At 43.0% G+C, this 21,344-nt stretch carries 20 protein-coding genes; 8 read left to right on the top strand and 12 right to left on the bottom strand.

All coding sequences use genetic code 11. The features are described from left to right. Positions 1–331: 331 nt before the first annotated feature. The 3 genes from NAF01_RS06940 to NAF01_RS06930 all read right to left on the bottom strand — a co-directional run bounded on the left by NAF01_RS06940 (position 332) and on the right by NAF01_RS06930 (position 4,230). The gene (locus NAF01_RS06940) at positions 332–1,240 is read right to left on the bottom strand and encodes a fumarylacetoacetate hydrolase family protein (RefSeq protein WP_250802011.1); all 909 of its coding nucleotides are present in this window, start codon (positions 1,238–1,240) and stop codon (positions 332–334) included. 66 nt (positions 1,241–1,306) lie between these two features. Next, complete coding sequence (locus NAF01_RS06935; RefSeq protein ID WP_250802010.1) at positions 1,307–2,494, bottom strand: DUF418 domain-containing protein; 1,188 nt, start codon at positions 2,492–2,494, stop codon at positions 1,307–1,309. Positions 2,495–2,637: 143 nt separating this feature from the next. Continuing rightward, positions 2,638–4,230 carry a long-chain-fatty-acid--CoA ligase gene (locus NAF01_RS06930; protein ID WP_250802009.1) on the bottom strand — a complete coding sequence of 531 codons (1,593 nt, stop codon included), beginning with the start codon at positions 4,228–4,230 and terminating at the stop codon, positions 2,638–2,640. A gap of 200 nt (positions 4,231–4,430) precedes the next feature. Here NAF01_RS06930 and NAF01_RS06925 point away from each other — a divergent pair, with 200 nt between their 5' ends. From NAF01_RS06925 to NAF01_RS06900, 6 genes are read left to right on the top strand one after another with little or no spacing between them, the layout of a single operon-like run. Then, the gene (locus NAF01_RS06925; RefSeq protein WP_082139024.1) at positions 4,431–4,652 is read left to right on the top strand and encodes a spore germination protein; all 222 of its coding nucleotides are present in this window, start codon (positions 4,431–4,433) and stop codon (positions 4,650–4,652) included. A 13-nt stretch (positions 4,653–4,665) separates the two neighbouring features. Then, positions 4,666–4,890 carry a spore germination protein GerPB gene (locus NAF01_RS06920; protein ID WP_048011210.1) on the top strand — a complete coding sequence of 75 codons (225 nt, stop codon included), beginning with the start codon at positions 4,666–4,668 and terminating at the stop codon, positions 4,888–4,890. Between the two features lie 44 nt (positions 4,891–4,934). Beyond that, on the top strand, positions 4,935–5,540 hold the full coding sequence (gene gerPC / locus NAF01_RS06915) for a spore germination protein GerPC (protein ID WP_250802008.1): 606 nt from the start codon (positions 4,935–4,937) through the stop codon (positions 5,538–5,540). Next, a complete protein-coding gene (locus tag NAF01_RS06910) occupies positions 5,537–5,713 on the top strand; it encodes a spore gernimation protein GerPD (RefSeq protein WP_197214613.1) in 177 nt (58 codons plus the stop codon). Before gerPC ends, NAF01_RS06910 begins: the two co-directional genes overlap by 4 nt. Before the next feature lie 6 nt (positions 5,714–5,719). Continuing rightward, positions 5,720–6,106, top strand: coding sequence for a spore germination protein GerPE (locus NAF01_RS06905; protein ID WP_048011203.1), 387 nt, complete (start codon positions 5,720–5,722; stop codon positions 6,104–6,106). 27 nt (positions 6,107–6,133) lie between these two features. Continuing rightward, positions 6,134–6,352, top strand: a complete 219-nt coding sequence (locus NAF01_RS06900; RefSeq protein ID WP_048011202.1) for a spore germination protein — start codon at positions 6,134–6,136, stop codon at positions 6,350–6,352. 34 nt (positions 6,353–6,386) lie between these two features. On the opposite strand, the gene NAF01_RS06895 is transcribed toward NAF01_RS06900, so the two are convergent. The 3 genes from NAF01_RS06895 to addB form a co-directional block, all read right to left on the bottom strand. Then, entirely contained in the window at positions 6,387–6,698 is a 312-nt protein-coding gene (locus NAF01_RS06895) for an HNH endonuclease (RefSeq protein WP_163145302.1), read from the bottom strand. 154 nt (positions 6,699–6,852) lie between these two features. Further along, a complete protein-coding gene (gene addA, locus NAF01_RS06890; RefSeq protein ID WP_250802007.1) occupies positions 6,853–10,611 on the bottom strand; it encodes a helicase-exonuclease AddAB subunit AddA in 3,759 nt (1,252 codons plus the stop codon). Next, positions 10,589–14,095, bottom strand: a complete 3,507-nt coding sequence (gene addB / locus NAF01_RS06885) for a helicase-exonuclease AddAB subunit AddB (protein WP_250802006.1) — start codon at positions 14,093–14,095, stop codon at positions 10,589–10,591. The genes addA and addB overlap by 23 nt, the downstream gene beginning before the upstream one ends. A gap of 146 nt (positions 14,096–14,241) precedes the next feature. On the opposite strand from addB, the gene NAF01_RS06880 reads away from it, so the two are divergent. Further along, positions 14,242–15,393, top strand: coding sequence for an MFS transporter (locus tag NAF01_RS06880; protein WP_250802005.1), 1,152 nt, complete (start codon positions 14,242–14,244; stop codon positions 15,391–15,393). 34 nt (positions 15,394–15,427) lie between these two features. Here NAF01_RS06880 and NAF01_RS06875 read toward each other — a convergent pair whose 3' ends face one another. The 3 genes from NAF01_RS06875 to fabG all read right to left on the bottom strand — a co-directional run bounded on the left by NAF01_RS06875 (position 15,428) and on the right by fabG (position 18,015). Next, the gene (locus NAF01_RS06875) at positions 15,428–15,967 is read right to left on the bottom strand and encodes a GNAT family N-acetyltransferase (protein WP_226619897.1); all 540 of its coding nucleotides are present in this window, start codon (positions 15,965–15,967) and stop codon (positions 15,428–15,430) included. Positions 15,968–16,043: 76 nt separating this feature from the next. After that, a complete protein-coding gene (locus NAF01_RS06870; protein ID WP_250802004.1) occupies positions 16,044–17,222 on the bottom strand; it encodes a thiolase family protein in 1,179 nt (392 codons plus the stop codon). 52 nt (positions 17,223–17,274) lie between these two features. Next, on the bottom strand, positions 17,275–18,015 hold the full coding sequence (gene fabG, locus NAF01_RS06865) for a 3-oxoacyl-ACP reductase FabG (protein WP_250802003.1): 741 nt from the start codon (positions 18,013–18,015) through the stop codon (positions 17,275–17,277). A gap of 243 nt (positions 18,016–18,258) precedes the next feature. Here fabG and NAF01_RS06860 point away from each other — a divergent pair, with 243 nt between their 5' ends. Beyond that, a complete protein-coding gene (locus tag NAF01_RS06860) occupies positions 18,259–18,585 on the top strand; it encodes a hypothetical protein (protein WP_197245429.1) in 327 nt (108 codons plus the stop codon). A 63-nt stretch (positions 18,586–18,648) separates the two neighbouring features. On the opposite strand, the gene lepB is transcribed toward NAF01_RS06860, so the two are convergent. From lepB to NAF01_RS06845, 3 genes are all read right to left on the bottom strand, one after another. Continuing rightward, the gene (gene lepB / locus NAF01_RS06855; protein WP_076261283.1) at positions 18,649–19,203 is read right to left on the bottom strand and encodes a signal peptidase I; all 555 of its coding nucleotides are present in this window, start codon (positions 19,201–19,203) and stop codon (positions 18,649–18,651) included. Between the two features lie 27 nt (positions 19,204–19,230). Beyond that, complete coding sequence (locus NAF01_RS06850; RefSeq protein ID WP_076261195.1) at positions 19,231–19,854, bottom strand: TVP38/TMEM64 family protein; 624 nt, start codon at positions 19,852–19,854, stop codon at positions 19,231–19,233. Between the two features lie 471 nt (positions 19,855–20,325). Next, positions 20,326–21,255: an LCP family protein gene (locus NAF01_RS06845; protein WP_197207713.1), complete on the bottom strand. Its 930-nt coding sequence runs from the start codon at positions 21,253–21,255 to the stop codon at positions 20,326–20,328. Positions 21,256–21,344: the final 89 nt, after the last annotated feature.

Raw genomic sequence — 21,344 nt, 5'->3', positions numbered from 1 at the left:
ATTCTTAAAAGCCTGTGTTTTTTACACAGGCCATCTTTCTTTTTATTTTTGGCTCTTTATGTATAAATTGTTGTTTTTCGCTTTTCAATATTGTCCGTTGATTTCCGCTCCAGGATGCTCAGCGAAACACGGGGCGGGCGGTGAGCCTCCTCGACGCTGGGCGTCTGCGGGGTCTCACCTGTCCCGCTACTCCCGTAGGACTTTGAATATGCTACCTTGAGTAAACACCGCACGAAGAAAATGCGAATGCATTTTCGAGGATCTCGCACCTTCCACTACAATCAACTCAGGAAATATAATATGAATAGCAACAAACTTTGAGCAAACAGCCTTATTTTTCTATAAAATTCGTCAAAGTTCCTATATTTTCTACTGTAATTTCCACTTTATCTCCCGGCTTAAGAAAGCGTGGAGGCTTAAAGCCCTTGCCTACCCCTGCGGGAGTGCCAGTAGCAATAATATCTCCAGGCTCAAGTGTCATGCCTTTTGACAGAACCGAGATGATTTCATCGATTGGAAAGATAAAGTTTTCAGTATTTGAACTTTGTCTGATCTCTCCGTTTACCTTTGTATGAATGTCAAGCTGATTCGGGTTTTCAACAGCAGAGGAATGGACAATCCATGGACCCATCGGGCACGTGGCATCCAGGCTTTTACCGATAAAAAATTGCTTATGGCGGGACTGCAGATCCCTTGCTGTCACATCATTAATGATCGTGTAGCCAAAAATGTGTTCCCATGCTTTTTCCTTTGGAATCGCCCGTCCTTTTTTTCCGATTACAACGGCGAGCTCTCCCTCATAATCAAGCTCTGCAGTGACATTCTTGTGATTTAAGACTGTTGCATCAGGTCCTATTACCGTTGTTGGCGATTTCGTAAAGACCATTATGTGCTCTGGAATATCTTCTTTGCTCCCCATCTCAATGGCATGCTCGGCATAATTCTTGCCTACACAAAAGATATTCTTATCCGGACGGGGAATCGGCGCTTCCAATGCAACGGAAGCGAGCGGGCGAAAGAGTTCTTCCCTTGCAGGATTGCTGCTTAGCCAATCTGTTAAACTATGTACTTTATCAATGAACTTATCCCCTAAAGCAATACATTCCTTCAAAGTCGCCGGCAACTCACTTTTGTCTTCCATTTTTTCTAAAGCTGCTTTTAGTGGAAGCACCTTTGTCCCGGTCTCGTCCAGTAAACCAACGCCGCTTCCTGTGCTATCCTTAAAAGTAACAAATTTCAATCCTATCACCTCATTCTATTTTTCACTTTTTTAGTATAATATAAATTTTCAGTTTTTTGGACAATTTTAACCTTTTCTCTTCCAATTAGGGACCTTCAAATAAGTGAAGCTCCTCCAGAGCCATTCGACAGGTCCATAATAATAGCGGGCAATCCAGAAGCGGCTGATGATGATCTGGAAAGTGAAGATGACCATAACTAAAAGTGTCCCCCAAAATGCAGAGACCTTCCCATAGAACCCTAAACCATAACTGTAAAAAATAAAAGTCGAGATAATCGACTGGAAAAGATAATTTGAGAGCGACATTTTCCCCACATATGAAAGCGGCAGCAGGAATCCTGGTCCATGACTATTGTTTATCATCACCGCTATCCCTAAGCCATAAGCAATTGCCAGCAGCGGACCTCCAAATATGTCCTGCATGTAATCCAATCCCAGGTTGCTTACCGTTATGTAAGGAAGCAATTTGAACAATAACCCTGCAGCCAAAGAGATCAGCATAATTTTCATGAGGAATGCCCGGTTTTTTACTGGCTCCTCTAGCCATCGCAGCTTGGCTGCTCCTCCCCCTATTAAAAATAAAGGAAAAATAGATGCCAGCATGATAGGCAGTGAAGCAAGATTGTTAACACCTGACCAATCCTTGATACGCTGTGAGGCAATCTCGGAAAAGCTTCCATTTTGATAGGCCTGTAAAGAAGCTAATGCGGCTTCTTGGTCATAGATTGACAGATCTTCAGGCGGAACAACCAGAACTGTTGCAAATAACAATAGAACAAATAGCAGATTGGGAATGATATAAAGCAATATTCCAGTTAAAAGCATATGTTTTCCGGACATTTTTACAAACAATAAAAAGATAAAGCCAAAGATTGCATAGTTTATTAAAATGTCCCCATGCCAAATAAGAAAAGCGTGAATGATGCCTATCAGCAGCAAAAGGGAAAATCTCCTTGCAGCCATTCCTCCAAACCCAAGGCCTTTGGCCATTGCCCTCTCCCTTAAAATGACTAACCCATAACCGAACAACATTGAAAACAAAGGATAGAAGCTTGCCTGCACAAAGATATCGATAAACGCATAAGCCCCTTTATCTGACGGACTGTCCCACCATTCAAAAGGATCAATGTACAGATATGGTGAATGGAAGGAAAGCATATTAACTAAAAAAATCCCGAGAATGGCAAACCCTCTCATAATATCCAGCGAAATGATCCGATCCTTCTCCAGAACTGTTCTGACCTGCCTGTCCATAAAGCTCCTCCTTCTTTGATAAGAAAATCTAACCTTAATGATAGAGAGCTATATTCTGCTTGTCCAGAAAAGAAATGCTCCAGCGCATGTAACTAGGCGCTGGAGCTGGACGGAAATCAACATTGAAAAATTCCCGCTTTCTTTTAATTAACAAAACGGCCTGTTTTCCCTTTCGACTCCCAGTAGCTGTTCCGAAGGTGGATTTTTTGAATTTTCCCTGAAGCCGTTTTCGGCAGCTCTTCGACAAAACTCACTCCCGTTACTGCTTTGAAGTGGGCCAGCTTCTCCCTGGTGAAACTGATAATCTCCTGCTCAGTCAGTGTATTCCCATGTCGCACGACTACAAAGGCATGAGGCGTTTCCCCCCACTTTTCGTGAGGCACTGCAATGACAGCTGCTTCCGAGATGGCAGGGTGCTCGTATAATACCCCTTCTACTTCGATAGATGAGATGTTTTCCCCGCCGCTGATAATAATATCTTTTTTTCGGTCAACGATTTCTATATTGCCATATTCGTCTACATTTCCCATATCACCGGTATGAAGCCAGCCGTCCCGAATCGCTTCCATTGTTGCCTCTTCATTTTTCCAATAGCCTTTCATGACCCCGTTGCTGCGGACAACTACCTCACCGATTTCTTTGCCATTATGGGCAACTTCTTCACCGTGTTCACTGATTACCCGGACTTCACAGCCAATCATCTGATGTCCTGCCTTCGCTTTCATCCGGTACTGCTGGTTAAGCGGAAGTTGTTGAAGATGAGAACGAATCGTCGATACAGTGCTTAATGGAGATGATTCGGTCATGCCATATACCTGTATGAACTCCCACCCAAGCTCCTTTTCCACTCTTGTTACAAAAGCTGGCGGAGGAGCCGATCCAGCTATAACCACCCTGACATCCTGCTCAACAGAAGGAGCAAATTGTTCATAATGCTGCATCAGCGAATTCAGTACCGTAGGGGCCATATGCATGACTGATACTTTATGCTCCTGAAGGGCGCCAAATATCTTTTCCGGCGTGGCTTTTCTCATACACACCTGAGAAGCGCCATTTGCCGTGTAATAAAAAGGCGAACCCCATCCATTCACATGAAACATCGGCAGGACATGCAGCAATACATCCTGATCGCTAACTCTCAAATGATGCATAGTTGACAAGGCATGCAGGTAATTGTTGCGGTGGGTCAGCATGACACCTTTAGGATTGCCGGTTGTACCGCTTGTATATAAAAGGCTGCAAACGTCATTTTCGTCGAGGACCTCTCTTTGAAATGGACTGCTGGCCTGGCTGCTGAGCCATAAATCATAATCGGTTTCTTCTGTATCTTCCTCTTTATAATGCACGAAGATTTTTTCCACCGTTTTCAGCTGATCTTTTACAGGAAGTATAAGATGGTAAAGGTCCTGATCTACAAACAGGATTTTCGATTCGCTGTGATTCAATATGAACAAATAGTCTTCCGGCTTCAGCCTGATATTTAGCGGAACCATTATTCCGCCCAGCTGAAAAACTCCATAAAACCCCTCCAGCATTTCAACTGAATTGGGTGCCAGGTAAGCAATACGATCCCCTTTTTGAATACCTGAAGCTTTTAAACCATAAGAGAGCTGATTAACCCTTGTGTTCAATTCCTCATATGTAAAAGTTCGATCATCTGCAAAAATGGCTTTCTTAGAACCGTAAAGGGATACAGCACGGTCTAAAAACTGCATAAGTATTAATGGAACATTCATTTTACAGCACCTCACAGAAAATTTTGTTAATTTTATATTATCACAAAAATTAAAACAGTTTCATACTAATTTTGTCTGTTATATAACATTTTATCGTCGCCTTGAATTAACATACAACTGAGATATTATTGGGCTGATTAATCACATTCAGCAATTAGGCACATACGATATACAAGAAATCATTTTAAAGGGTGTTATGTATGCCAGCTATTGTGGGAGTCGTACAGGTCATATCAATCGGAAGCAGTTCTGTCTTCAACATTGGGGATGTCTATAAGATCATGCCTGTTTCTAACGCTAAGACCTTTTCAGGCGCTGGATCGTTTAATACAGGGGATGGCCTGAATGTTTACAATCACCGGAGCACAACAAACACTTATGATTGTGATGGCGTGGATCAAGGCAATTATTTTAATGCTTAAAACGGGTGATACTATGAATTTTTATATACAGCAATCCATTCATATTAATTTCATAAAGATCGGCGGGATTACAAACTCTTCCGTCATGCAGATTGGAAGTGCAGGCATCATAAAGCCGGCGTCTTATTTGTATAACACTGGCGGCTTTACTGAACCTGCACCTGAAGCGGAATTGCCAACGCCGGCGGGGCCAGCAGGGGGGAGTGTTTTTCTGGGGCCAGCTGTACCCCTGACATGAGGGCAGAAACAATAAGTTCATTTTAATAAAGCGAGGTGGTGCGCTTGAATCAGCAACTAAATACCTATCTTCAGCAATTGCATGCTTTTGTAGAAGCACAGGAAAAACGAATACGGAGACTTGAAGCTGCGGTTAAAAAACTTCAGGAAGAAACTGAAGTTCTGAAAAGCCGTCCGCCAATGCAGGTGGATCGGATTGAGTATAAATTTGACCAGCTTAAGGTTGAATCTCTTGAAGGTACTTTAAATATTGGCTTAAACCCTTCTGAGCTGCAAAACATTGAAGATTTTGCCGTAGATAACAAAAACATTAAAGCACCTGTTTCGCCTAAAACCCAGATGAAGAGAACGATGGAAATTGAAGACGCCATTTATCAATATTTAGAAAGGGAACTTCCGGAAATTACAGCTTTTGCCCAGAAGAAATTAAATGTCAATGTGGATGACTCGTATATTGAGTTTATCAAAGAAGATATCAAAAAGCAGCTGCCTAACCGGATTGACTTCTATACCCAGCAGCAGGCATCAAATCGCTCCGGGCAGGAAAATAACGAAGAGATTATCGAGCTGATAAAGAAGGAGATTCACAATGGGGTCTATGCCTTTATCTCGCATTTGCCAGAGAATATGAAGGGAATGAATAAGGAATGAACTATCAGGTATACAACAGAGATTTATGTGTTGGGAGCATAAGAGTGCTTGGTGTATCCAGTTCATCTGTTTTAATGGTTGGCGATACACAATCGATCCAGCTTGCAGCAGCTTTTGATACACCTCCTGAATCACTTCTGATAGGGCCTTTTGTGCCTCTGACACCGGAGTAAGCTGCTATGCTGCAAAGAACTTCATCCGTTAATAGAATCAATATTGACACCGTTTCCTTTTCTTCAGTATTTGAAATTGGGGACTCTTGTTTCATTAAAGGATTCTCCAGAGCAATTGCCGCTCAGCGTGAAGTTGAATATTTTAACGCAAAGGAAGGGAATTTTTCAGTATATCCCGTATTCAGGGAACCCATTCCTATAATCCCTATTGAAGAAGATATAAGCATGCAGACTGCACAGCTAAACCCAATCATTAAGGTGCATAACATTGATATTATCGGGGTTTCCTCCTCATCTGTCATTCATATTGGAAACAGTGGAGATATTTCAATGGAAGCCCGAGTCAAGCATATCCGTCAGGTTTATCCCAAAAACAGCACTTCTCAAGGATGAAAATTTTTTTCATAAAGGATGTTTTACATGCCAGCTATTATCGGACCGGTACAAATCATCAATGTCGGCGGGGGTATTGTGCAGTTTGGAGACTCCCTGTACATCTCTCCAAAAAGCAATTCCAAATCAACGACAGGACAGGGTGCCGCAAATTCGGGCGGCTTCATCATTACAAACAATGGCCTGAGTGCCAGCAATGTGCTGGATACCAGTCTGGTTGATCAGCCAAATGTCGGCAATAACTAATTGATTGAAAGTATAATGGACGATAGCGCTTTCGTTATCGTCCTTTTGATTTTCGTTCATTCGACTTCCTTGCTTTTGTCAGCTTAGATGAAGGCTGCTTCCTGATCCATTTCAAATATTTCCGGATTTTATCATCCTGCTGCAGTAACTGGATTGAATTCAGCCGGACAGCCAGCTCTGCATTCGTATATAAAGCATGAATCTGCTTATGGCAGGGTATGCATAATTTAGCGGTCGGCAGGAAGGTGCCTCCCATTTCTTTCGGCGTTAAATGGTGGACTGTTATATCAGTATACTCCCTCAGGCATAATTCGCAGGTTCCGGTTTCTGTGCGCTTTTTTCCCATGCTAAGCCTCCTTTATCTTTACATTACCCTTTATTTTGGGACGGCAGTAATTCGCGGGGATGTTTCGGCTGTGCGAGCCTTTTCAGCTGATGTTCGCAATAAATACACCTCCTGCACATACACGAAAGCCGGCAAGTCCCCTTGCCGGCTTTTCCTATAACTTAATTGTATGAGCTCCATCAAAGAAAAATAGGTATCTTTCATTGACTTCCCTTTTTAAAATCTGCTCCAATGCTCTGGTGTACATATCAATTTGTACTTTGTACCTGTTTTCAAGAACGGGTTTTGCTTCAGCAAACCCTCCCTTATAACGGCCGCTGATTCCATCCGTTTTATAATCCAAGAGCACCAAACCATGCTCATCTTCGAATACACAGTCCACGATCCCCTGAATGAGAACAGGTTCATCTTCACCCTGCCAATCTGAATAAATTTCCCGGGCAGGGAAAGATAAACTGAAGGGGATTTCTCTGCGTAACGATTTAGCCTGAACCATTCTCTGTCCCAGTTCAGTTTCGAAAAATTGCACAATCAGCTGTGGCTCAACGCTGGCACGCTGCTCTTCCGTGAGCAATTCTTTCCTGACCATCTCATCCATTTTGGAGGATATCGTTTCCACTGATGCAGGCCTGCCGAAATCAATATGCTGCATGACAGCGTGCATAGCAGTACCCCGTTCAGCTGGAGAAAGTGATTTTTCCTGCATAAAGCGAGGCCGGCTGAGCATCGGTTTACTGATTTTACGGATTAATTCGGTACCGCTGTCTTCTTCAGAAAAAATCTCCCGCTGTCTCTTCACTTCCGAAACCGATTGTTTAGATCTGGCTTGAGCTGCCTGCTTAAAGGAATATTTCCAGGAAAGCTGTTCCTCAACTTTATCCTTATAAGCCGATTCTGCCGGAACAGTTTTTCCTTCATAAACCAATTTCAGCAATTCCGTTTCGCCCTCAGTGGCTTCTTCCGGAAGAACTGCAGCTTCTTCGCTTTTAATTATGGTTATATTCCAGCAGGAAGGGTGTTCAAGTATATCACCCGAGACGAGAGGATCCACCGGAACTTCCCCTCTCAATGCCTCACACTCCCGATGCCGGACAAGAGCCGGGCCAATCCAGTCCAGATAACTGGTTGCAGAAGCCCTGTCATACTCATTCAGGAGCCAGTCTTTATGTTCGGATGCCTGCAGCCACTTATTTAATTTTTTGTCTGCACTCTTGACAGACGAAACCAGGTACAGTTTTTCCTTCGCCCTCGTTAAAGCAACATATAGAACCCGCATTTCTTCAGCCAGCATTTCCATTTTCTTTTTTCGTTTAAAAGCAATTTGCGGCAGAGAGGGATACGAAATTCTCTTCTCGGCATTTACATATTTTGCAGCGAATCCAAATTCCTTATCAAGCATATATGCCTTTTTCAAGTCCATCGTATTAAAGCTGCGGGCAAGCCCTGCAATAAAAACAAAAGGAAATTCAAGACCTTTGCTGCTGTGGATCGTCATGAGACGGACAACATCTTCCTGCTCACCTAAAGCGCGGGCAGCACCAAGGTCATCGCCTCTATCCCGCATTCGTTCTATAAACCTTAAAAAGCGGAATAATCCTCTGAATGAGGTTGCTTCATACTGCCTGGCTCTGTCGTACAATGCCCGAAGATTTGCCTGTCTTTGTTTTCCGCCTGGCATACCGCCGACAAAATCATAAAATCTGGTTTGTCTATAGAGATGCCAGATCAGCTCCGAAAGGGAACCCTGCCGCGCCATTACACGCCATTCTTCAAGAGCATCAAAAAATGGCCGGACCTTTTCATTTAATTCTCCCGTTTCAAGGGTTGGGTGATTCCGGCAAAAAGAAGTTAATGCTTCATAGAATGAACCCCTTTTATTCTGGATTCTGATTTGTGCAAGCTCTTCTTCGGTCAGACCCAAAATAGGAGATCTTAGAACCGATGCCAGTGGAATATCCTGATACGGATTATCTATCACTTTTAGAAGTGACATCATTATCGCTACTTCTGTTGCTTCAAAATAACCGCTGGAAAGGTTGGCATAGACAGGGATTCCCTGCTGTTTGAATTCCTCCATAATCTGAGGAGCCCATGTCATGGAACGAAGCAGGATGACAATATCCCTGTACTTGGCAGGCCGCCCGGAATGAGTCTTTGTGTTGTAAACTTCTTTCCGATTCCCAATGATTTCTTTAATTTTAGAAGCCATATATCTGGCTTCGAGCTGTGACTGGGCTAAATCTTCGCTGTCAAAACCCTCATCTATGGATTCAGGTTCCGGTTCACTCTTTTCATTTCCCTCAAGGTCAATAATAGCAAGCTCAACAGGCTGCTCCTGATCCTCTGAATAGGGAGCTCCTTTAATAAGTTCAGCTGCCTGGTCATACTCAATTTCACCGACAGACGTCCCCATAATCTGCTTAAAGATATAGTTGGTCCCATGCAGAACTTCTTTACGGCTTCTGAAATTTCGCGCCAGATCAATTCTGAGCCCTGCTCTTTCTCCATCCCGTTCAAACCGCGTGTACTTGCCCAGAAACAGATTAGGCTCTGCAAGGCGGAAACGGTAGATCGACTGCTTAACATCCCCTACCATGAATAAATTCCCGTTCTCTTCTGAATCTGCCGTTACCAGCTGCAAAATAGCTTCCTGAACCATGTTGGTATCCTGATACTCATCAACCAGAACTTCTTTGAACTGATTTCTGCAGACACGAGCCGCTTCTGAAGGCCAAAGCCGTCCCTCCTCATCTGGTGATGAAAGAATTTCAAGGCAATAATGCTCAAGATCAGCAAAGTCAACAAGCCCTTTTTCAGTTTTAACCTGATTAAAGCGAATCGAAAATGCTTTAACTAACGAAACAAGCTCTTCGATATGGGGCTTCATTTCCGCCATATCACGCATGAAGCTTTCCTGTCTGCGGAGAAACAGTTCTTCCTGCAGGCCGGTTATGATTTTCTTGGCCTGATCCCTAAGTTTTTTTGCTTTTTCGACCAGTCCTTCATCATATTCATCGCCCTTACATGCTTTGGCTCTGCCAAAAGACCATGATTGCATCGCTTCATACAGCATCGCCCATGAATCATTTTTCGCTTCAATTAGTGTATTTACAACATGGAGATCTGCGATAAAGTTCTCTGCTCTCGGAGCAGGTCCCCCTGGAAGCTTGGTCAGCTCAAGCCCATATTCAAGCAGCTGTTTGGCTCCTTTCAGCTGAAGATCAATATCCTCCAAAAGCGAACGGACAAATGGAAGCTGCTCAAGACTGCTGACTCCGTCCACATTATACATCTCAACAATTGAATCAAGATATTGATTAGGCGAAGGGTTGGAACAGGCAAAATCGTATAAGTCCCTTATTATATCCTGAAGGGCAGTGTCACTTCTGTCATTTGTAAAAGTGTCAACAAGTGCAAAGAATCCTTCATTTCCCTCTTTGCCGTATTCATCTTCAAAAAGCTCTTCGAGTACTTCATCCCTCAAAAGCTGTGCTTCAGTTTCATCAGCGATCCGAAACCCCGGATCAATATCGGTCATGTAGTAATATTTGCGTATCATCTCTAAGCAAAATGAGTGCAGAGTCGAGATGGATGCCCTGTTTAATAAGCTTACCTGTTTTCTGAGGTGAGCAGATCGCGGATTATCATTTATAGCTTTTTCAAGAGCCTCGCCGATTCTGTGCCTCATTTCTGCTGCCGAGGCATTTGTGAAGGTCACAACCAGCAGTTCATCGACATTAATAGGATCTTCATCCGCGATAATCTTATTGATAATCCTTTCAACCAAAACAGCGGTTTTCCCTGATCCGGCTGCTGCAGCCACCAGGATATCCTGGCCCTTGGCCATAATCGCTTTCCATTGGTCATCAGTCCAGGTTGCACCTTCCGGCTTAGGCGGTATGGTCATTTTCATCTCCCTCCACCTCCTTCTTGATGATTTCAATCATGTCTTCTTTTGGCTTAGGAGTAAATAATCTGTAATCATTTGTTTCAAGAGATTCATCAAATTGGCATACAGATTTATAGGCGCAAAATGTACATGGTGTTTTTTCCTTCATTTTATATGGGGCAATATCAACATTGCCCTCTGTAATCTTATTGCCTGTATGCCTATACATCTTTCTTACATAGCGGCGCAAATAATCAAACTCCTGCTTGCTTGCCACTTTAGACCGCTTCGAAAGGGTGCCGTCCTTTTTGAACCCCGCTGAAATAATGGATGAGTCGCCTGTCTCAATAGTCTGGTCCATTAACTTGATTACATTTTCTTCTCCAAGCAGGAGGCCATTCATTTTGAATTTCTTATAGAGTTCCTGTTCGATATCCTCCAATGTCAGCATTTTTGATGTGCTGACGATTGGATTATGGACATGGAAGTAAAGGACTCCTGCCGGATCGGCTTTTGTTCCAATTAAAGAGCTGGAATGGGCAATAATGATGTCCAGATATGTCAGCATCTGCAGAGCAATGCCATAGTAAACCTCACTTACATTCAGATCCTTGGAGCTGGATTTATAGTCAATTACCCGTAAAAATGTCCCGTTGGCATCCTGAGCCTTGTCTACTCTGTCAATTCTTCCGACAAGCTCCATTTTAGCCCCGTTTTTAAGAGGAAAAGCAAGCGAAGGAAGCTCTCCTTTCGGCCCAAACCCCAGTTCAAGGCCCACCGGCGAGAATCCGCTTGATTTGGCATGCTCGCTGATGACATAGGAAGCCCTGCTGATAATTTGCTCAAGCTTTCTCTTAATATAGTGATGCCTGTTCGAGCTTAAGAGAATTTCATTTTGAAGTTTAGGAGCAAGCATTTCAACTGCTTCTTTTGCAAGGATCTCACACTGTTCCCTCGTCATATCTGTCCATGAAAGTTTCTGAGTCATAACTGTTTCTGCAATAAATTTTAAAGCAGCATGGAAAAGATCCCCGATATCCGGTGCCTCCAGGCGGTATACCTGTCTTTCCCGCAGCCTTAGTCCATGCTGTGCAAAATGGGAAAATGGACAGCTATGGAATAATTCCATTCTCGAAACACTCGCCTGAATATGGTCGCCATATAATTCCTTACTGACGTCCTCACCAAGCTGAAGTGTCCTGTTTTCATAATTAAGGCTGGAAAGCACCTTCAATGCAGGCCTTCTCCACTGCTCATTTTTAAGGTAATAGTTATAAACATCCCACCAAAGGTCATAGATTGGATAGCTGCGTTTTTTGAGCTGAAGCTGTGAAGTCAAATACGATAATGCTGTATTAAGGTTATCAGCATACTCCAGCTGCTCTGTTTCCGGCAGCTCTGCCGGATCAGACATGAAGGAATGATGCCTGCAATCAGGAAATAAATCTCCCAATCTTTTAAAATAAGGAGACGGCATAAGTGCTTTACCTTCTTCATTTGCCAATGGGTAGCTGATATAAAGTTTTTCTGATGGAGTAACAAACGCTTTATAAGCTATAAATTCCTCATCAAGCAGACGTGTGCGGCTTCCCGGCGCCAGTTTCATTCCGTTCGTGTTCAGCATTTCCCTGTCGTCATCCGCCAGCACACCATCCTCCGAGAATTTGGCAGGAAGTACTCCTTCATTAAGCCCAATGACAAAAGCAGCTTTAATATCGGTTAGCCTTGATCTTTCCAAATCGGCCGCCATGACCTGATCAATGGCAGGCGGAACAAGCGTAAAGCGAAGCGACTCCAATCCGGCATCAAGAATGGATGCAAAACGCTTAAGGCTCACTTCTTCTTCACCAAGCATTTCCACATATTGATCCAGAAGCTCCATAATGGAATTCCATGCTTGTCCATGTTCCCTTGACTTAACAAGGTTCCCTTTATCCTCCTGAGCAGTTTTCCACTTTTCAATCTTCAGAGGAACATCCAATTCTTCCATGTATAAGAATAAAGCTTCACACAAGCTGCGGCCATCAGCAGCCTTTCTTAAGCGCCTGTGCAGCCTTACTATTGGGCCTGTAATCATTTCGCGCAGATCATTTAACTCATCTTCTACTTTTTTCTCGGCATCAGTCTGGGCAACTGCTTCAAACTCGAGCCCCCTGATTCTTCTGTATGTCCATCTCTTCTTCTTCGTCCATTTGTCTCCTTGAATGCCATAGGCAAGAACATAGTTCTCAAGTCTGTCCATTTGCTCACGAAGCTTTCCGGTGTTTAATCTGGACGGAAAAATCAGCTCTGTTTTTATAGCTCTGAAAATCGGTTCATAGCGCCAATTCCCATTGATTATCTCAAGTGTTGACCGGATTAACTCAACGAGCGGGTGATTCAGCATGGTTCTTTTCTGATCAATAAAAAATGGGATATCATAGTCACGGAACACTGTTTCAATCATGTCATGATAATCCTGGCCATTTCTTGCCAGTACGGCAATATCACGGTAGCGATAGCCATCTGTGCGAACAAGCTTGTTAATTTCCCTGGCAACGCCCTCAATTTCGGCTCTCCTGCTGACAGCCTGTCCAATGTGAATGTCCGCTTCCCCTGTAAATGCCTCTGCAGGCCTGCTGTCAAAATGTGCCTCAAGATGCTTAAGTGAAGGCGTGATCCACCTTTTTTGCTCGGAAAGGAGCATCTCTTCCACATCCAGCCTGTTGCGGGAAGCCAATTCTTTGATTGTCTGATAGTTCTCTCCCGGCATTCTGAATAAATGAAGCTCATCAGAAGCATTATTCTTAAACGGCTGGTCAAGCGTTAATGTGATTGTGACGTTTTTACACTGCTTCATCAGCTGTTCAACAATTGCATATTCCTGTGGTGTAAAGCTGTAAAACCCATCTATATAAACCTCGGCATTTTTTAGATACTCTGAATGGGAGGCTTTTTCCGCAAGCAGGCGGAAATAATCCTCGGAATCTGTATATTTGCCAGAAAGGGATTCCTCAAAATTTTTATAGATTATCTCAAGATCATGCAGCTTATCCTGGAGTGCCTTATTTGACTTCCCCCTTGCCGAGAGCTGATATTGCCTTTCTGCCAGTTCGTCGGGAGCTACACAATATCGTTTGAATTCGGTCATTATTTGTTCTACTTGCTGAATAAAGCCATTTTTGTCTGCAGCCCTTTGAAAAAGCTTAAGATCATCCTTTTTATCTTCAATGATTTTGCGGATTAGCATGCTGATGCCTACACTATTAAGATGGTATCTGCTCATGCCTCCCGTTTCCTGAAGAATTCTCCAGGCAAGACGCGTGAAAGAGTATACCTGACTGCGGATCATTCCGCCAAGGCCAGGTGTTGTAATTAATTTATATTCTGAAAGGAACGTCATTTGTTCCGGCACTAAATAAATGATTGGATCTCCATCCGGATTAAACCGCAGTTCATCACGGATTTGGTTAAGGCAGTATTCCGTTTTACCGCTCCCGGAACGGCCTATCAATAAACGTACGGTCATATTTTTCCTCCTAACAAAGGTCTCTTTCTATCATTATTTTATCATATAAGCTGTTCAATTTTTTGTATGGGGTTCTTCAAAATTGTGGAAATGACAACTTTCCTATTCGGGGTTTCGGGCATAAAGTATATCGGCAGGTGATAAGGATGATTTCAAAACAGGTCCTGATTGCAACTTCAGTCATTTTGACAATTACAGGAATTTTCGTGGCCAGCAACATTTATACACTGATCCCAATTTACGGGGAAATTGCAGATACATTTAAAGTAAATGAAAATCATATTGTGGCCGGGGGAAGTCTTTTTGCACTTTTTTATGCTGCTGGCCTATTATTCTTTGGACCTGCTTCCGATACATTTGGCAGACGGAGAATTATTATTTCAGGTTTGCTTGCCTCTGCATTATCTACTTTTGCCGTCGGGCTCTCTCCTAATGCAGAGGCGCTCTATATTACCAGGTCAATTCAGGGAGTAACCCTCGGCAGTTTTGCACCTGTTGCCTTCGCTTATTCTTTTGACCTTTTTCAGCCAAGGAGCCGTACGCTTCTGCTGGTTTTCATCAACACAGGATTTCTTGCTGCAGGCATACTTGGGCAGCTGATCAGCTCGGCAATTACTTTTTATTATAAATGGAACTATGCTTTTTATTTCTTTGCTGTTTGCTATTTCATTCTTTTCCTGGTCTCGTATAAAATACTCCCGCCCGCTTCTCGTCCCTTTAAATCAGAGATTTCCACTGTTACTATTATGAAAAAACTAATAAGACAGGGAAGCCTGCTCAAATGTTACGCTATCACCTTTACTCTTCTGTTTTCCTTCGCAGCTTTTTATGATGCAATAGGCAGGTCTTTCAGGGGAACTATGGAGGAATTGTTCACAATAAGGGCAGTGGGGTTGATTGGGGCTCTTTTGTCACTCTTTACCGGTAAATTAATTGCGCGGATTGGGGCATACTCCACATTGAAGCTTGGTTTACTTTTGGGGACAGTAAGTATTATTAATATGTTTTTCTTCAGCAGCACGAAGGCCCTGATAGCTATTTCCATCATGTTTGTGGCCGCCATATCCCTTCTTGTTCCCACTGTTATCACATTGATTGGCATGCTTGCAGGAGCTGACCGTGCAAAAGCCCTTTCTCTCTATTCTTTTATCCTATTAACCGGTGCGAGCCTTGCACCGCCAGCAGCAATGATTCTTCAATTTCATAATGTATTGTATTTGCTTCTTGCGTTTTTTCTTCTGAATTTTGTTTTTTGCTATTTTCTATCAAAAGAAGCTGCTCTTGATCTTCAGTCATAATAATAGGCTAAGCGCGGACCATATCCGCGCTTCTTCACTCTTTCCATTCCTTTCGGAGGAGGCCGTAGAGATACATATCATGCCGTTTTCCATCGCGTTCCAGAAACTCTCTGTAGCAGCCTTCTCTCAGAAATCCAAGGCTTTCATAAAGAGTCTTGGCTCTGGTATTATACGAAAATACTGTAAGCTGCAGCCTATACAGATTCAGTTCCCTAAAAGCATAGCGGATCAGGCATTGCATAGCTTCTTTTCCATACCCTTTTCCCCATTTGGTTTCATCTGCAATGGCTATGGTAACCCAGCCTGTTCTGTGCGGCCATAAAATACCGTTTAACTCTGCATAGCCGATTAATTCATTTCCTTCTTTTAACCTGAGCGAAAACCTGAAGGTGTCTTGCGGGCACTCATCAAGCCACTTCTTAATTTCTGTTTCCTTTTTAGGTTTTACCGGCAGAGCATCCAGATTTCTCATGATTTTTTCGTCCGCATGCCACTCGATTATTTTTTTGATATCTTCGTCAATAAACGACCCGAGAATAATATTTTCCCCTGATAATACTGTTCTGCTTAACACTTTATTCACTCCCGTAAAAATAATTATTCAGGAGATGGAATCCCTTGGATAAAGAAAGAGCTCCCGAAGGAACTCTTTATTCGTACGTTTCCACAAATACTGTGGCTCCCATTCCGCCTCCGACACATAAAGAAGCTATTCCTTTATGGCCTCCTCTTCTCTTTAACTCATGAACGAGACTCACGACAAGACGAGCACCTGTACATCCAATAGGGTGTCCAAGGCTGATTCCGCTTCCATTTACATTTACTTTTTCCCGGTTTAAGCCAAGTTCTCTCTCAACCGCCAAATATTGGGCCGCAAAGGCCTCATTAACTTCAATCAAATCAGCTTCTTCAAGCGACCAATTGACACTGGCAAGACCATTTTTAACTGCCGGAACAGGTCCTCTTCCCATTACTTTCGGATCTACTCCCGCTACAGAGAAGCCAGCAATCTTTGCCAGCGGCTTCAGTCCTCTTTCGAGAGCCAGCTCTTCCGGCATGAGGACCAGTGCTGCTCCGCCGTCATTCAGGCTGGATGAGTTTCCTGCTGTTACCGTTCCGCCCTTTCTAAAGACCGGCTTCAATCTGCTCAGTTTTTCCGCTGTTAAGTCCGCACGCGGGTTTTCATCTTTTGCAACGGTTACTTCTCCTTTCCGGGTCTTCACAGTAATTGGAACGATCTGCGAATCAAAGTAACCGTTTTCAATTGCGTGCAGGGCTCTCTTATGGCTAAGCAATGCCGCTTCATCTTGCTCTTCCCTTGTGATGGAATGAATTTCTGCCAGGTTTTCTGCTGTTTCTCCCATCATGATATGATGGATTGGATCTTCGAGAATCTCCCATACTGTGTCGGTTACCTGTCCATGCTGCATGCGGGCGCCCCAGCGATGCTGTTTTAATACATAAGGACTGGAGCTCATGGCTTCTACTCCTCCGGCAATAACGATATCTGACATACCTGATGCAATCTGCAGGGCAGCGGAAATAATGGCCTGCATACCGGATGCACACTGTCTCTGGACTGTGAACCCTGTTGTCGTATCGTCAAAGCCTGCAAGCAATGCTGCTGTCCTTGCTGTGTTCGGTTCATCAGTACGCTGAATGCAGTGTCCCAAAATTACTTCATTCACGTCACTGCTCTGCAACCCGCTTCTTTCGGCAGCCTCTTTTAATACTGGAACAATCAAATCTGTCGGCAAAAGATCCTTAAAGGCCCCTCCAAAAGTCCCAACCGGTGTTCTTACTGCTGATGTTATTACAACATTTCTCATACTTTTCCACCCCTTTTATTATCTGATTAACGAGCACTCGCTCGGAGTCAGGTTACATCATAATACCGCCATCTACATGCAGGACCGTTCCATTCACATAATCAGATTCATCCGAAGCCAGAAACAGATATGCATTCGCAATATCTTCCGGTTTTCCCAGTCTGCCCAGCGGAACCATACCCTGCATTTGGCCAATCACCTTTTCCGGCACTTTTGCTGTCATGCCTGTAGAGATAAATCCTGGAGCCACGGCATTTACGTTAATTCCTTTTCTGCCGAGTTCTTTTGCCCATGTTTTGGTCATTCCCACCACACCCGCTTTGGCTGCAGCGTAGTTTGTCTGTCCGACATTCCCATAAATTCCGGAAACAGAAGATGTATTGATAATTTTTCCTCTTCCCTGCTCCAGCATGAATGGAAGCACAGCTTGTGTACAATGGAAAACACCTGACAGATTCACATCCATAACCGCCTGAAAATCATCCGGGGATAACTTTGAAAGCATCCCGTCCCTGGTTATTCCTGCATTATTGATAAGGATGTCAATTTTCCCAAATGCCGCTTTTACAGCTTCCGCCATACTGTCTATGCTTTGCCTGTCAGCCACATTAACCTGAAAGAACTGTGCATTTAATCCTTTTTCCTTGAGCTCTTGAGCCCTGGTTATTCCCATGTCCGCGTCATAATCTGCCATGGCTACTGCGGCTCCTTCACCTGCAAACCTTTCTGCTGCAGCGAGACCAATCCCATTGGCTGCACCTGTAATAATGGCGACTTTATCCTTAAGCCTCATTAATTGCACCTCCACTATATATACAAATATTCCGACACCAAAAACTAAAACTAATCCGTAACGTGTACACCAGCTCTTATTCGACAAAGCCCGCAGATTCTCCTGTATCCATGCAATTATTCTTAAACAACGATCCCAGTCTTTCAAGGGAACTGTTGGGAATTTTTTGAATCGGTTTAACCGCAGCCAAAAAAGGCTAAGAAATATAAAACAATAGCAGCAAATTGGAAAGGGGCATTTATCATGAAAGTTGTTTATGGATTGATGGCACAAAACGGAGACGCCCAGGAGCTGTTATGGGACTTGGGATTTTGGGAAAGTGAAGAATCCGCAAAGGAATACTTAAATGCCGAAATGGCCAATTCACGCGGAATTACCGTAGAGCCTATTAATATTAATGACGCTATTCCCATTCACCCGGAAGAAATAGAAGAAGAAAAAATGGTCGCTTGTTCCCTTTGTGGAATTGAATACAATCGTGAAGATGTGAATATGACTGATTATGATCAAAACGTGTGTGTAAACTGCGAACCTGAATATAGGGATAATCCTAATTTGCATGTTATCTAAGATTAACCTTTTCTGCAAAAATAAGGGACTCGAATATTCGAGTCCCTTTTACTATAAGATCTGTTAGAATGACGCATCCATTTCATCAAGCGGCCAATAGCGCAGGTTTACTTTCCCTACAACCTGGCCGGCTGAAATAAATCCAAAATGCCGGCTGTCCCAGCTTCCGAGACGATTATCTCCCATAACAAAAAGTTTACCCTCTGGGACAGTTTCTGTGCCCGTCATCTCCAGCAGTGTAAAGTCACCTGTCAGTTTGCCTCCTGAGATTTCTTTTCGGTACTTATCCAAATAAGGTTCATCCACTTTCCTGCCATTAATAAATAATTCATCATTACGGTATGCAATTTCATCCCCTGGCATTCCAATTATTCTTTTTACAAAATCCTCTTCATCATTATGATGGAAAACAATTACGTCAAAGCGTTCTAAATCGCTGACCTGATAGCCGATTTTATTGACAATCAGCTTATTTCCATCCTGAAGGGTAGGCATCATGGATTCACCTTCGACAATGTAATTGGAGAAGAAAAAAGTCCGTATAAAAGCAAAGATGATAATGCCTATTGCAAAAGCCTTCAGCCATTCCGCTCCTTCTTTTCTCAATCCTTCCTTCACCATTCATCTCCCCTAGTACTTATGCATTCAATGCTTTTTATTCCCGCGATCTTTTTCTACGCTCATATTCATCTTTATTTCAATAATTTTGCCGACATACCAAAGAATGAAAATGACCAGTGCCACAATAGCAGTCCGAATTGGCTGTGTTATTAATGATCTGATATCATATCCGACAAAGCTTATTGTAAAAATCATCACTATTTTCCCAGTCAGGACTGCCAGCATATATTGAGCAATACTGATATTTGAAAGCCCGGCTACAATATTGACAACCGCTGAAGGAGTAAACGGAAAACAAAGCAGGATGAACAATGGCCCGAATCCATGCTTTTCAACCCATTTCATAAGCTTCTGTACCTGCTTATTTTTTTTCAAAAAACGGAGTATTCGTTTCTGGCCATATTTTCTGACCAGCAGGAAAACAATCAGCGCTCCTGCGACCGCTCCGACCCAGGAGTATAAAAATCCCAGCCAGAGACCAAATGCACTCGCATTTGCCATAACAAACAAAAACAGAGGCAGAAAGGGCAAAAATGCTTCTAGCATCGGAAGCAGAATACCCGGAAGAGGCCCAAATGAACGATACTCCCGGATTAAATCCATTATATTCTCTAATGTAAACCAATCTTTGAGCAGTTCAAAATCCATTAGTATCTCCTTGTCCAATATGCAGCAATACCTTAGTCGACTCGTTTTGATAAAGTGAAACTTCAATCAGTGGGGGGTTCTTTTTCCCCCACTGATTGTTAGTTGAGGCCCACAGGAAGTGGGTCACAAAGACGTTGCCACAGGATGTGGCGTTCTTAGTCTTTGTCCTTCTTTCGGGCCTCTACGGGCTGTTTGACCCCCACTTACCCTCCTTTGATTCCTCTGAGTCATGAAGTGGGGGTCTTACTGCCCGTTAGACTGCGATAAATAATAAGTTTCCCCTAGTTTTACCATTTCCCCTTTTATTGTACACCTAATCCGGCAAAAACAGTGTTTCTAACTTTTTTTATTTTCGCACTTTCCGTATAAATTGTTGTTTTTCGCCTATCAATGCTGTCCGTTGATTTCCGCTCCATTCAACTCAGGTAAATTATACACAAAAAGCAGCAAACCATGCGAAAACAGTCGTCTTTATTTTGAAAGAAATTCATGGATTGCCGCTTTATTCGCCTCTTTATCTATGCCCAAAACCGCAGCACCATTAATTCTCTCGTTTTCAAATGTTCCATCAACAGGAACGCGAAGAGTCTCTACATTCCTGTTATCCTTAGATACGAAATCTTTTCCGATATACAGAATGTCACCCGTGTTCATATTGGTATTTACAAAAGGAGTTACCACCCCGATGAGTTTTGGAAGCTTCGTAATGGTCTGAAGGCTTGTAAACTGGCTTGCTACTTCTTTCATTACCTTCTGCTGGCGTTCTACTCTTCCAAAATCCCCTACTGCATCCTGCCTGAACCTGACGTACCCAAGGAGATGCTCTCCATCAAGCCGCTGCAGGCCCGGTTCCAGTGTTACACCAATATTGGCAGACATTCTTTTTTCCACATCAATTTCTACCCCTCTGGGAAAAGCTTCATCAATTAAATGTACAAAGCCTTCAAAGTCAACAATGGAGTAATATTTAATATCTATATCAAAGTTCTCTTTAAGCGTCTGCCTCAATAACTCAGGGCCTCCATAAGCAAGAGCAGAATTTATTCTGTTTTGCCCATGTCCCGGTATGTCCACATACATGTCTCTCATAAAAGAAATAAGCTTATATGTGCCCTTTTCAGGATGATACTGGGCAACCATTATGGTATCAGCCCTTGATTTCTCCTCTCCCCTTGCATCACTTCCAAGAATCAGGATATTCGTCCCGCCATATTTATCTTTTTCGCCATTGAATTCAAACTCTTCTGTCTGTATATTTGCTTCTCCTTCTGTCTGGGAAACACCTTGCTTAAATTGAAAATAAGAATAGCCAAGGGTTCCTGCAATCAAGAGAAGCAGAATCAGGAGGACAGATTTCCACTTTCCTTTCTTTTTCTTCTTTTCATATCTATCTGATCTCATAAGAATAAGTCCTTTCTTTAAAGCAAATTATGGAACAGTGTAAACACCTTCACTTATATTTGACTGCAGAGTTCAATAAAAAGTTTCGA

The organism is Cytobacillus firmus, from assembly GCF_023657595.1.
In the GTDB taxonomy this organism is placed as follows: Bacteria; Bacillota; Bacilli; order Bacillales; family Cytobacillaceae; genus Cytobacillus; species Cytobacillus firmus_B.
This window is presented reverse-complemented; position numbering and strand designations above follow the sequence as displayed.

Coding starts and splice junctions, on each gene's coding strand:
- NAF01_RS06935 (WP_250802010.1), bottom strand. CDS start 2,494: ATGGACAGGCAGGTCAGAACAGTTCTGGAGAAGGATCGGATCATTTCG.
- NAF01_RS06930 (WP_250802009.1), bottom strand. CDS start 4,230: ATGAATGTTCCATTAATACTTATGCAGTTTTTAGACCGTGCTGTATCC.
- NAF01_RS06925 (WP_082139024.1), top strand. CDS start 4,431: ATGCCAGCTATTGTGGGAGTCGTACAGGTCATATCAATCGGAAGCAGT.
- NAF01_RS06920 (WP_048011210.1), top strand. CDS start 4,666: ATGAATTTTTATATACAGCAATCCATTCATATTAATTTCATAAAGATC.
- NAF01_RS06910 (WP_197214613.1), top strand. CDS start 5,537: ATGAACTATCAGGTATACAACAGAGATTTATGTGTTGGGAGCATAAGA.
- NAF01_RS06905 (WP_048011203.1), top strand. CDS start 5,720: ATGCTGCAAAGAACTTCATCCGTTAATAGAATCAATATTGACACCGTT.
- NAF01_RS06900 (WP_048011202.1), top strand. CDS start 6,134: ATGCCAGCTATTATCGGACCGGTACAAATCATCAATGTCGGCGGGGGT.
- NAF01_RS06895 (WP_163145302.1), bottom strand. CDS start 6,698: ATGGGAAAAAAGCGCACAGAAACCGGAACCTGCGAATTATGCCTGAGG.
- addA (WP_250802007.1), bottom strand. CDS start 10,611: ATGAAAATGACCATACCGCCTAAGCCGGAAGGTGCAACCTGGACTGAT.
- addB (WP_250802006.1), bottom strand. CDS start 14,095: ATGACCGTACGTTTATTGATAGGCCGTTCCGGGAGCGGTAAAACGGAA.
- NAF01_RS06880 (WP_250802005.1), top strand. CDS start 14,242: ATGATTTCAAAACAGGTCCTGATTGCAACTTCAGTCATTTTGACAATT.
- NAF01_RS06870 (WP_250802004.1), bottom strand. CDS start 17,222: ATGAGAAATGTTGTAATAACATCAGCAGTAAGAACACCGGTTGGGACT.
- fabG (WP_250802003.1), bottom strand. CDS start 18,015: ATGAGGCTTAAGGATAAAGTCGCCATTATTACAGGTGCAGCCAATGGG.
- NAF01_RS06860 (WP_197245429.1), top strand. CDS start 18,259: ATGAAAGTTGTTTATGGATTGATGGCACAAAACGGAGACGCCCAGGAG.
- NAF01_RS06850 (WP_076261195.1), bottom strand. CDS start 19,854: ATGGATTTTGAACTGCTCAAAGATTGGTTTACATTAGAGAATATAATG.
- NAF01_RS06845 (WP_197207713.1), bottom strand. CDS start 21,255: ATGAGATCAGATAGATATGAAAAGAAGAAAAAGAAAGGAAAGTGGAAA.